At 60.1% G+C, this 11979-nt stretch carries 11 protein-coding genes and 1 tRNA gene; 7 read left to right on the top strand and 5 right to left on the bottom strand.

Features of this window, described 5'->3' with window-relative positions; all coding sequences use genetic code 11:
* Positions 1-63 precede the first annotated feature (63 nt).
* From WA922_RS05920 to WA922_RS05900, 5 genes are all read left to right on the top strand, one after another.
* Positions 64-1170: an ATP phosphoribosyltransferase regulatory subunit gene (locus WA922_RS05920; RefSeq protein ID WP_424770764.1), complete on the top strand. Its 1107-nt coding sequence runs from the start codon at positions 64-66 to the stop codon at positions 1168-1170.
* Positions 1171-1522: 352 nt separating this feature from the next.
* Positions 1523-2359, top strand: coding sequence for an outer membrane protein (locus tag WA922_RS05915; protein WP_424770763.1), 837 nt, complete (start codon positions 1523-1525; stop codon positions 2357-2359).
* 646 nt (positions 2360-3005) lie between these two features.
* Positions 3006-4295 (top strand): adenylosuccinate synthase, encoded by a 1290-nt coding sequence (locus tag WA922_RS05910; protein ID WP_424770762.1) that lies wholly within the window; start codon positions 3006-3008, stop codon positions 4293-4295.
* Between the two features lie 31 nt (positions 4296-4326).
* On the top strand, positions 4327-4842 hold the full coding sequence (locus WA922_RS05905) for a L,D-transpeptidase family protein (protein ID WP_424770761.1): 516 nt from the start codon (positions 4327-4329) through the stop codon (positions 4840-4842).
* Positions 4843-4908: 66 nt separating this feature from the next.
* A complete protein-coding gene (locus WA922_RS05900) occupies positions 4909-5910 on the top strand; it encodes a winged helix DNA-binding protein (protein WP_424770760.1) in 1002 nt (333 codons plus the stop codon).
* 465 nt (positions 5911-6375) lie between these two features.
* Here the strand turns inward: WA922_RS05900 and WA922_RS05895 are convergent, their stop codons facing one another.
* From WA922_RS05895 to argH, 4 genes are read right to left on the bottom strand one after another with little or no spacing between them, the layout of a single operon-like run.
* Positions 6376-7146: an NAD(P)-dependent oxidoreductase gene (locus WA922_RS05895; protein WP_424770759.1), complete on the bottom strand. Its 771-nt coding sequence runs from the start codon at positions 7144-7146 to the stop codon at positions 6376-6378.
* 30 nt (positions 7147-7176) lie between these two features.
* Positions 7177-8439 carry a diaminopimelate decarboxylase gene (gene lysA / locus WA922_RS05890; RefSeq protein WP_424770758.1) on the bottom strand — a complete coding sequence of 421 codons (1263 nt, stop codon included), beginning with the start codon at positions 8437-8439 and terminating at the stop codon, positions 7177-7179.
* 18 nt (positions 8440-8457) lie between these two features.
* Positions 8458-8718 (bottom strand): hypothetical protein, encoded by a 261-nt coding sequence (locus WA922_RS05885; RefSeq protein WP_424770757.1) that lies wholly within the window; start codon positions 8716-8718, stop codon positions 8458-8460.
* Between the two features lie 4 nt (positions 8719-8722).
* Complete coding sequence (argH, locus tag WA922_RS05880) at positions 8723-10099, bottom strand: argininosuccinate lyase (protein WP_424770998.1); 1377 nt, start codon at positions 10097-10099, stop codon at positions 8723-8725.
* Between the two features lie 52 nt (positions 10100-10151).
* Between argH and WA922_RS05875 the strand changes: the two genes are divergently transcribed.
* Positions 10152-10700 carry a TlpA family protein disulfide reductase gene (locus tag WA922_RS05875; RefSeq protein ID WP_424770756.1) on the top strand — a complete coding sequence of 183 codons (549 nt, stop codon included), beginning with the start codon at positions 10152-10154 and terminating at the stop codon, positions 10698-10700.
* A gap of 87 nt (positions 10701-10787) precedes the next feature.
* Here WA922_RS05875 and WA922_RS05870 read toward each other — a convergent pair.
* A tRNA-Val gene (locus WA922_RS05870) sits at positions 10788-10863 on the bottom strand.
* A gap of 101 nt (positions 10864-10964) precedes the next feature.
* On the opposite strand from WA922_RS05870, the gene WA922_RS05865 reads away from it, so the two are divergent.
* The gene (locus tag WA922_RS05865) at positions 10965-11972 is read left to right on the top strand and encodes an asparaginase (RefSeq protein ID WP_424770755.1); all 1008 of its coding nucleotides are present in this window, start codon (positions 10965-10967) and stop codon (positions 11970-11972) included.
* The last annotated feature ends 7 nt before the right edge of the window (positions 11973-11979 follow it).

The following is an 11979-nucleotide window of genomic DNA, read 5'->3' as shown; positions in this document are numbered from 1 at the left end:
CGGTGCCAAAGGTAAAAAACAACCCTTCGACAAGCTTTGGGTGAGCGGATAAGGGGCGACATTATGACCAAGACCGATGATCTGCTGCCGATCGGGCTGTCCGACCGGCTGCCGCGTGAGGCGGCGATTGCGACCCACGCCATGCGCGCGGTGCTCGACGCGATGGATGGCCACGGATATCACCGGGTCAGCCCGCCATTGGTCGAATTTGAAAAATCGATGGCAGAGCGGATGGACGGCGTATCACCGCGGCGCATGTTCCGCTTCACTGATCCATCCAGCCTGCGCACTTTGGCGTTGCGGTCTGATATGACTGTACAGATCGGGCGTATTGCCGCCACTTCGCTGGCTGGCTGCGCGCGGCCATTGCGGCTGTGTTATGCCGGCGAAGTCGCAACCATCACCGCTGATCAGCTTGATCCTGCCCGCCAGCGGTTGCAACTGGGCGCCGAGATTATCGGTGCGGACACCGTGGCCGCCGCAGCCGAAGTGGTCGAGCTGGCCATCGAATCGCTGAAAGCGGCGGGCGCGACCGGTGTGTCTGTCGATTTTACCCTGCCTGATCTGGTCGATACTCTGGCGCGCGATGCCATGCCATTATCGGATGATCAGAAATCCTCCGTGCGCCGCGAACTCGACACCAAAGATGCAGGCGGATTGAAACAGGCGGGGGGCGGCGCCTATCTGCCATTACTATACGCCACCGGCGATTTCAGCGATGCGATCGGCAGCCTTCAAAACATCGATGCAGGCGGCGCATTGGCCAGCCGTATCGAAGGGTTGAAAGCGATTGCACAGCGCGTTGCGGACCAAGCCCGCGTGACGCTTGACCCCACCGAGCGCCACGGTTTTGAATATCAAAGCTGGTTTGGCTTCACGATCTATGCACAGGGCGCACGCGGCGCATTGGGGCGGGGCGGTACCTATTCGATTCGCGGCACAGACGAAGCCGCAACCGGTTTCTCGCTCTATCTCGATCGGCTGATCGATACGCTGGATGATGCGCCGCAGCGCGATACGCTGTTCCTGCCGCTGGGCCATGATAGGGCAGCTGCCGAGCGGCTTCGGGCGATTGGCTGGCGTACGGTCGCGGCGCTGGGTAGCCAGGATGACGGGCAGGTGCTGGGCTGCACCCATCATCTGTCCGGAGGCGATGCCACAGCGTACTGAACACAGCGGCAAAATTTCTGGCCAGCCCCATCTCCCAGCCCCATCTCCCAGCCCCATATCCCAGCCCGATCTTCGAGCCGCATATCCATGTGCTGACGAGCTGCGCCGCCATAGGCAGCGCCAGAGGCGCTCGCGGCCTTCCTGCGCGCGCGCGGCGGCAAACCCGCAAATGGCGGCTCCGATGAATATCGTCTGTCAAACCGCGGCGCAGCTATCTTTGATCTGACGATTATTATTTTTCTTGGAAACCTTTCATTCATCAGCGGTAGTGTTGTTAGCGATTGTTCTTGGGCGCTTAATTTCCCCCCTTCCCAAGACCCGGCAACGACCGGAATAAAAAGGTTCTAACACGATGAAAATTTCTACATCTGCTTTGATCACAGCAGCCACATATATTGCGGCTACCCCGGCTATAGCTCAGGATATCGATACATCCGCAACATTTGACGGCCCCTATGTCAGCGGCGTTGTCGGCATTTCGGCGCAGCCCAATGACCGCAATGAGACACTTGTTTTCGATACAACCGGCAATGGCAGTTTTGACAATACGGTATCAACGGTAACCGGTGCCGATGCCTTCAGCCCCGGTTTTTGTGGCGGGGCCGCCAATGGCAACAGGCCGGGGCAAGGTTGCCGAAGCGATAAGGATGGTATCGAATATTTTGGCCGTGTCGGCTTGGACAAACGCATGGGCAATTTCGTTGTGGGTGCGCTGGTCGAAGGCGGCAGGACTGAATTGCGCGATTCGGTTACAGGGTTCAGCACGACACCGGCCTCATACACTGTGAACCGCGAGGTGGATTACACTATTAACGCCCGTTTGCGGGCAGGGTACACGCCCAATGGCGGCATTCTGTTCTACGCAACCGGCGGCGGTGCATATGCTAAGCTCGACAACAGCTTCGATACGACCAACGGAGCCAACAGCTTTACCAATAATGGACGCACCAATGCGTGGGGCTATCAAGTTGGCGGGGGCGCAGAAGCGATGGTGCTCGGCAATCTCAGCATCGGCCTTGAATATCTCTACACGAGTTTGAGCGATGATGATTTTGTCGTGACAGTCGGCCCGGGTACGGCGGGCCCGACCAACCCCTTCCTGATTCAGAACGGTCAGACTGATTTGCGCCGCTCCAATAGCGACCTCAATACACACAGCCTGCGTTTGACAACATCGCTGCGCTTCTAGGCATAACCGATTGATATGAAGGGCTCCGGGGAAATCTGGGGCCCTTTTTCGTTATCGGCCGATATCACCGCGTAATCTCCACCGCGTCATTCCCCCGGAATGAATGGGCGCTGCCGTAAAGCTGGTCTGACATGTGCCCGCCAACCGCCGCCCGCCAACCGCCGCCCACCGCCTGGGTGTCAGCTGCCTGATATATTCTCGGTTCTGCGCGGCCATATCGCTGCACGCGGCGCAATGCGGCAACTCTGCTTGACTTAACGCCCGCGCCCTATCTATCGCTTGCAGCATATTCCGGGCCGCGGGTCCGTTCATTCCATCCCTTGCGCCGAGTCCTGTCGAAGGACGTTTGAGGATCCCCGGGCAGAGGTGACGTGCTGGGTTTTATCTTTTTATTCTGCAGGTTTGCGGTTTGAAGCGATTGGGCTCAGTGCGAGGAAAGAGAGCGCAGGATAATGCTAAGTGTTCAAGACCGATTGACGCTGCAACGGGCCCAATCGGTTAAATCCGGTCGCGGATGCCAAAATGGCTTCCATCTCAATCAGAAATACGCTTGAGATGGCGGATACTGTCCCGGCGCGCATGTCCGTGCGATATATGCGCCATTGCGGTGCCACCAGCCTGCAGAATAGAAAGATAAAACCCGAAAATGGCTAATGTGACTGTAATTGGTGCCCAGTGGGGCGATGAAGGCAAAGGCAAGATCGTCGATTGGCTCGCCAGCCGGGCCGACGCGGTGGTGCGTTTTCAGGGCGGGCATAATGCGGGGCACACGCTGGTTATTGATGGCGAGGTGTTCAAGCTCAGCCTGCTGCCATCGGGCATTGTATCGGGAACTCTATCAATCATTGGCAACGGAGTTGTGCTCGACCCGTGGGCGCTTAAGGACGAGATTGAAAAGCTGGAATCGCAAGGGGTCACTATTTCCCACGACAATTTTGCGATTGCCGATAATTGCCCGCTGATCCTGCCCATTCACCGTGATCTGGACGGGCTGCGTGAAGCCGCCGCTGGCACGGGAAAGATTGGTACCACCGGGCGCGGTATCGGCCCGGCCTATGAAGACAAGGTGGGCCGCCGCGCGATCCGTGTCTGCGATCTGGCGCATCTTGATAAAATGGGCCCGCAACTGGACCGGCTATGCGCGCATCACGATGCCCTGCGCGCGGGTTTTGACGAGCCTGCGGTTGACCGTGACCGCTTGCTGAAAGATCTTCAGGAAATCGCCGATTTCGTGCTGCAATATGCGCAGCCAGTGTGGAAACGGCTGAAGAAAGTCCGCAAAGCGGGCGCCAAGATTCTGTTTGAGGGTGCACAGGGCGTGCTGCTCGATGTCGATCACGGCACCTATCCTTTCGTTACCAGTTCCAACACGGTGAGCGGCACTGCAGCGAGCGGTTCGGGCCTCGGCCCCAATTCGACCGGTTTTGTCCTGGGGATTGTGAAGGCTTATACCACGCGGGTCGGGTCCGGCCCATTTCCAACCGAGCTCGATGATGCAGATGGCCAGCGGCTTGGTGAACGCGGCCACGAATTTGGCACTGTTACCGGTCGCCAGCGCCGCTGCGGCTGGTTCGATGCGGTACTGGTACGCCAGAGTTGTTCCATCAGCGGGGTCACCGGAATTGCGCTGACTAAGGTGGATGTGCTGGACGGGTTTGACACCGTCAAAATCTGCACCGGATACCGGCTGCGCGGCAAGATCATGGATTATTTCCCCAGCCACGCCGCCGATCAGGCCGATGTGGAATCGATTTATGAGGAGATGGAAGGGTGGAGCGAGAGCACCGCCGGTGCGCGCAGCTATGCCGATCTGCCCGCCAACGCGATCAAATATATCCAGCGGGTGCAGGAATTGATCGAAACGCCGGTGGCCCTGGTTTCGACCAGCCCCGAGCGTGACGATACGATCCTGATGCGCGATCCGTTTGTGGATTGATGAAGCGGCAGCGGCAGCGTAGCGTGTGACCATGCGTTACGCCGCCCTGACCGGAGCCATCCTGCTGGCCGCGTGCCAGCCATCACCGGACCCTATACCGGCCAATATCGTGCCGGCTGCCGCCGATTTTGTCTTGGTCGATAAATCGGATCGGACACTCACGCTGTATTATGGCGGCGCACTGGTCAAAACATACCGCAATATCGGGTTTGGCGATGCACCCGCCGGGCACAAGCGGTTTGAAGGGGACGAGCGCACGCCGGAGGGCCGCTATATAATTGATGCGCGCAACCCCGACAGCGCCTATCATCTCAGCCTGCGGATATCCTACCCCAATGCGCAAGATCGCGCATTTGCACAGGCGGCGGGCGGCGATCCCGGCGGGAATATTTTCATTCATGGACAGCCCAATGTGATGCGCGACCTTGGCCCGGATGCGCGTATTGCCGGCGATTGGACCAATGGCTGCATCGCCGTGTCCAATGCGGAAATAACCGAGTTATGGAATGCCATCCCCGACGGAACGCAAATCCACATACAGCCTTGACGCGCCGTTCACTTGTTCACATTATGTTCTTATTATCATCATGAGTCGGTCAGGACAGGTGCAGACATGGCGCAAGCAGATTTTGATTATCAACCGGTAAGCATCACGCCAGATGCCGCCAATGATGCCGCCGGTGTGGCGCTCGCCGTGTCAGTCTATGCGGATCGGCCGCATATGCGCGATACCATGCGCGATGATGCCAGGGCGGCCGGTTTCCGGCTGGGGCAGGTGGGCACGCTGGATCTGTTGCTGGGCGAAGCGGCGGTTCCGCTGGGTGATGTGATCCTGCTCGATTGTCCCGCCGCATCGGCGCAGGTTCTGGCGGCTCTTTCACGGCTTGATCGGCGGGCGACGCATTCGGGCGCGCAGCTGATCGTTTCCACATCGGTGGAGGCGCTTGACGGCGTATTCGGCTGCCTTGAAACATCCGACATGCAGCTGCTGGTCGATCCCACTAGGGGGGAGCGCGTAATTGCGCTTGGCCGGGCATTAGCCAAAATGCCGGGCATGCGGCTGCGCGAGATAAATGATGATGACCGGCTGACATTGATCCGCTTGACCGAACAAGTCGGGCAGATTGCCGAGCGGCTGGAGCGGATGGGCGCGGCGGGGCAAAGCAGGGGCGGCGGCGCATTCCGTTTTGAATCCCCCGATCCGGAATTTAAGGGCCAGAACGGGGAAGACAGCTCAGGGCGGCTGGTGCGCGCCAAACGCCCGCCACTGCCCGATCCGCGCCTGGTGCGCCGGATTATCCGCCAGCGGCAAATGCGCGGAAGATACTTTGATGCCGCTCTGTTTGCCGATCCGGCATGGGATATTCTGCTCGATCTGACAGCGGCGCGGGCAGAACATATCCGCGTTTCGGTGACATCGCTGTGTATCGCCGCCGCCGTACCGCCCACGACTGCGCTACGCTGGATCGGCCAGATGATAGAGGCTGGCCTGCTCGAACGGGTAGAAGATGAAAGCGACAAACGCCGCGCCTTTATCGCGCTGAGTGATAGTGCAGCAGACGCAATGGCCCGCTATTTTGCGGAACTGGCGAATGACGGCACAGCCTCGGTATAATACCGGCCGCTTGACACTTGCTTGACACAATTGACACTGTGTCAAGCGGTGTGGTTTTTATTAAATTATTGGTTTTAAGTCATTTTAACTCAAAATGACGGGGCGAAAGTTTTTGCCACCCCCCCCGGGGGGGTAGGCGGTTTTGCGGAATCGGCAGGGCGTTTGTGCCGCCAACGACGCGGCGACGCATCCTGACCAAAGCGGATAATTGAAAATGGGCACGACAATGGGAAAGAGCGACATATGTGTAGCGGCTCAGCAGCGTGTAGGAAATGTCTTCTTTTCTGGCGCCGCAAGCGGACGCTCAGCGGTTGGGGCCGCAGGTCAATAATCCGTTCACAGGCCCGTTAAATACCCAGCCCCGCAGAACTCTGTCGATCAAGCTCAAGAACCAGCAGCTAACCGGGTTTTTCTGCTCTCTCCAGCGCGGCCCTTTGGACCATTGGATCACAAACACCCACCCCATCACCCAATCCGCAGCACCACAGTCAGCCCATCTTCTGGTGGATCGAAGGGCATTTCGCGCCGTAATGCATCAGCGCGGGAGCGGTCCAATATTGCTGCGGGTATGGCGGGGTCGTAGATCAGCGTATCGACGGTGCCCAAGATGCGCGCCTGGCGCAGGGTTAAATCTTCGGGGTCGTCGCTGGTAAGAGTAATTTCGATGGTCTGTGCGCCAGCCGGTTTCTCGCGTGAGGCGAGCCAGGCGTCAACCTTTTCGGCCGATGCGGGGTCAAGCAAATCGAGCGTGCCGCCTTCTGCCAGGGCTGCATCCAAAGCATTGCGGCGGTCTGATCCGTCGGCCCAGCGGGCGCGCATCGCATTGCGGCTCGATTGGAGTTTATCCGCCAATGTGCCGAGGCTTTGGGGCAGCATAGCTTCCAATCTGAGCCGCAATTGCTTGGCCATGCCCGCCGATGCGCCCGATGTACCAATCGCGATCAGCACCGGATCGCGGTCGAGAATGCTGGGCGTGGTAAATTCGCACAATTCGGGCCGGTCAGCGACATTGATCAGCAGACCCTTATCGCTCAGCCGCTTGGCGGCGGCTTCGGCGGCGCGTTCGTCTTCCAAGGCGATGAAGGCCAGTTTGGCATGATGCGCTTCGGCCTCGCCGCAGGGGATCCCGCCCGCGCGCTCGACCAGACGCTTTTTCGCCTCACCCATTTCGCCGTCACCCACCACGACCACGCGCTGTCCGGCAATGCGGTGCAGCAAAGGCAGCGAGCGGATCATCGGCCTGTCACATAATTGTGGGTCACCTGACTATTCCAGCCAGTCGGGCACGCGTTCTGCGCCCATAATATCGGCGGGGGGCAGGCGGTCCGCGACCACCGCATATTTATCGCCATCGACCAGGACTTCGGCGACAAAGCCGCGCGAGTTGTAGCTGCTGGCCATCGTGGCGCCATACGCTCCGGCGGTACGGAAAATCGCCAGATCGCCCGCTTCCAGAGTGTCCATTTCGCGGTTCATCGCAAAAGTATCACCCGTTTCGCAGATTGGCCCGACGATATGCGATGTGCCTTTGCCGCCGGTCGGCTCAACCGCTTCGATATCATGCCATGCGCCGTACATGGCGGGGCGGGCGAGATCGTTCATCGCCGCATCGACCACCACAAACGGGCTGGCGTTGGAGCTGCGCTTCACGCGGATCACGCGGGTCAGCAAAATGCCGGCATTGCCCGCAATCACGCGGCCCGGTTCAAAGGACAGCGCGCAGTCCCAATCCGCCGTAACCCGCGCCACCATCGCGCCATATTCCGCCGGGCTGGGCAGCACCTCGCCCGCTTTATAGGGCACGCCCAGACCGCCGCCGAGATCGGCATGAGTGACGCTCTGGCCCGCCGCACGCAATTCTGCGATCAGCGCGCCGACTTTTCCAAAGGCTGTTTCAAGCGGTTCAAGGGTCGATAGCTGGCTGCCAATATGCACCGCAATCCCGCGCATTTCCAGGCCCGGCAGAGCGGCCAGCGCGCTGTAAATTTCGGCCGCGCGGTCAATCGGCACGCCAAATTTGTTTTCCGCCTTGCCGGTGGAGATTTTTGCATGGGTGCGCGCATCGACATCGGGGTTTACCCGCAGGGCGCAGCGCGCCACCTTGCCAGCGTGCGCCGCTATTTCGGCCAGCTCGCGGCCTTCCTCCTCGGATTCCAGATTGAACTGGCCGATATCGGCATCCAGCCCCTGCAACAATTCGGCAGCATTCTTGCCGACGCCTGAAAAGACGATATCCTCTGGCTTCATATCCGCGGCCAATGCGCGGGTCAGCTCGCCGCCAGATACCACATCTGCGCCGTATCCCTCGCGGCTCAATACTTTGAGAACCGCAAGGTTGGGGTTCGATTTAACCGCAAAGGCGATATGCGGATTGTTCACCCCGCCCAGCGCCTCGCGGAATACGCGCGCGTGGCGCACCAGCGTGGCCCGCGAATAGACATAGACGGGCGTGCCGATGTCCTGTGCAATGCGGGGCAGGGGAATATCTTCGGCGTGCATCACACCATCGCGCAGTTGAAAATGGTCCATCAGGTCGCCTCTGGGAACTTATTCAGGGGGCGGAAGATCGAATGGATCGTCTTCGCGCTCTTCGCTGCGGCGGCGCAGCTCAACGCTGCGTTCTGGCGCGGCCTGCGGCGTAAGTGCCAGCAGATCGGCCGCTGTTGGCTGGGTTGCCGCGCCGGTCGGGGTGGGCGGCAATGTGTTACCCGCCAGCGGTTCGAGCTCTGCGGTTTGGGCGCATGCCGACAGGCCGAGTAGTGCCGCAAGCGCGAGAGAGCCCGGGAACGCCGGTGAACAATATTTCATGATCCTATTCCTCCATCCCCAAAACGGCGCGGGCGCGTGTCACCTGGCTACGTACCTGATCGGGCGCGGTTCCGCCATAGGATGTGCGCGCGGCCACCGATGCCTCAACCGATAGCGCCGCATAGACGCGGCCATCAATCCGGCTGTCGATTGCGGTCAGCTCTTCGATGGATAATTCATCCAAGGGCGCGTCTTTGCTTTCCGCCAATTTCACCGCTGCGCCGGTGATGTGATGCGCCTCGCGAAAGGGGATGTCGGCCTGCGTCACCAGCCAGTCGGCCAGATCGGTCGCGGTGGCATAGCCGAGCTCTGCCGCCTGCCGCATCCGGTCTGTCCTGAATGTGCTGCCTGCCACCATCCCGGTCATTGCGGCAATCGACAGGGCGAGCAGTCCTGCGGCTTCGAATACGGGTGGCTTGTCATCCTGCATATCCTTGGAATAGGCGAGCGGCAGACCTTTCATGGTAATCATCAGCGATGTGCAGGCACCGATAATCCGCCCCGCATGGCCGCGTATCAATTCGGCCGCATCGGGGTTTTTCTTTTGCGGCATGATCGAACTGCCGGTGGAAAGGCTATCGGCCATCCGCACAAAGCCGAAGGGCTGGCTCGCCCAGATAATGAACTCTTCGGCCAAGCGCGAAAGATGCAGCGAAATCTGGCTCGCCGCCATCAGATAATCCAGTGCAAAATCGCGGTCCGATACGGCATCCAGGCTGTTGGCGGTGGGCCGGTCAAAACCCAGCGCAGCCGATGTCGCATCGCGGTCTATCGGGAAACCGGTGCCCGCCAATGCCGCAGAGCCGAGCGGGCTTTCATTCATCCGCGTGCGTGCATCTGCCAGCCGCGACCGGTCGCGCCGGATCATCTCGTAATAGGCCATCAGATGGTGGCCCAGAGTAACCGGCTGTGCGGTTTGCAAATGCGTGAAGCCGGGCATGATGCTGGCCGCGTGCGTATCAGCCTGCGCAACTAAAGCGCGTTGCAGGGCTTCCAAACCGGCATCGGTTTGATCAATCGTCTCGCGCACCCATAGGCGGAAATCGGTCGCCACCTGATCGTTACGGCTGCGCGCGGTATGCAGCCGCCCCGCAACCGGCCCGATCAATTCCGCCAGGCGGCTTTCGGTGGTCATATGGATGTCTTCCAGATCCCAATCTTCGGGCACGCCGCCGCGCGCATATTCGGCAGCGACTGCATCGAGCCCGTCTGTGATCGTCTTAGCATCAGCGGCGGAGATGATATCCTGCGCGCCGAGCATGGCGACATGCGCTTTGCTCGCGGTGATATCCTGCTGCCACAATGCCTTGTCAAACGGGATCGAGGCATTGATTTCGCGCATGATCGCACTAGGTCCCTGTGCGAACCGTCCGCCCCACATCTGGTTGGAGCCTGCTGTGCTATTATCGTCGTCGCTCACAAAAACTGCCTTCATGCTTGCCGGGCTGGGCCTGGCGCTCAGCGCCTGCGATAGGGAAGCCGCGGAGCCTGCGCAAGAACAGGGCGATTTGGATGGTACGAAGCAAAGCTTGTCAGGCGTGATTGATGATCGCCGCGCGGGCGATTTGCTGCCCGCGATCAATGTGGTCGATCCGGCGGGGAAGCAGCGCAATCTCGGCGCGCTTCAGGGCATGCCGGTGCTGGTCAATCTGTGGGCGACATGGTGCGCGCCCTGCGTGGTGGAAATGCCGATGCTGGATGATCTTGCCGCTGACATGGACGGCGAATTGCGCGTGCTGACCGTCAGCCAGGATTTGCAAGGCGCCGAAAAAGTGGAGCCGTTCTTCGCCAAGATGCAGTTCGACCGGCTGGAACCATGGATGGACCCGGAAAACCAGCTCGGCTTCGGTCTGGGCGGCGGGCAATTGCCGCTGACTATTCTGTATGATGAAAATGGTCAGGAATTATGGCGCGTTACCGGCGAATATGACTGGTCCAGTGCCGAAACTCAGGAAGCCATTCGTGCGGCTCTGGCAGGGTAATATATGTGATCAATGGATGGCCCGGTCGCTCTCGATCGGGATTTTTTGCGGCAAACCATACGCCGGATAATTTCGCTTTGCGCAAAATGGTGGGCGCTGACGGGTTCGAACCGCCGACCCTCTCGGTGTAAACGAGATGCTCTACCAACTGAGCTAAGCGCCCGATAGCCATCGGAAGATGTGCTAATAGCGGCCAAAGGTTCAAAATCAATTGCCAAAGTGGATTTCTTTGAACCTTTTTTCATCGCGGGCTAAGGGCGGGGGATGGACGCGCCCCGGAATAGAGCTGACAGCACCGCCCCCCATATCAGGGTGTTTGCCACTGGCGGGACGATTGCGGGCGTGGCCGGATCGGCAACGCGGCGTGATTACCGGCCCGGGCAGATCGGGATCGATGATTTTCTGGCTGCGCTGGCGCGCCTTGGCATCGATACGCCGATACGCGGCACACAGTTTGCCAATATCGGGTCAGAAGATATCGGCCCGGCGCTGTGGGCACGGCTGCACTGGGCCGCGATGGATGCCCTGGCGCAGGATAGCTGCCGCGGCATAATCATTACTCACGGGACCGATACGGCGGAGGAAACCGCCTTTCTTCTCGATCAAACGCTTCCGACAAACAAACCGGTGGTGGTGGTGGGCGCGATGCGGGCAGCCGATGCGGTGGGCACCGATGGTTTGCGCAATTTTGTTAATGCGGTGCGCGTGGCGGGCGATGCGGATGCGCCGGGGCGGGGCGTCCTGCTGGTGATGAGTGACCGGATATTTGCCGCGCGTGATGCGCGCAAAGCCCATACCGAGATGACCGATGCGTTTAAGGGGTTTCCGCGCGGCCCGGTGGGGCATGTGACGCCGACATCGCTCGAATGGTTTGGCCCGGCATGGCGGGCGGGCGAGGCGGCACGCTACGCTTTTCATGATGATATGCCGGCCGTACCGATACTCTATGCCTATGCCGGAATGTCGGTGGACGGCATCACGCAGGCATTGGCGGGCGGGGCGAAGGGTATCGTGCTGGCGGGGTTTGGCCACGGCAATGCCCCGCGCGCCATCCGCGATGCCTTGGCGCAGGCGGTCGAGCAGGGTGTCCCGGTCGTGCGCTCATCACGTGTCGATGAAGGGCTGGTGGACCGCGAGCCGGAGGATGATATCGCCAATTTCATTGCCGCCCGCGCGCTTGGCCCGGCCCGGGCGCGCATTCTGTTGCAGCTCCTGCTCGCGAACGGGATCACTGACCCCACCCGCGTGCAAGAGGAATTTTCGCGGCGTTAAAACACGT

The organism is Pontixanthobacter sp., from assembly GCF_049682855.1.
Lineage (GTDB): Bacteria > Pseudomonadota > Alphaproteobacteria > Sphingomonadales > Sphingomonadaceae > Pontixanthobacter.
Note: the sequence above shows the minus strand (reverse complement) of the source record. Positions and strands in the feature narration are given on the sequence as shown.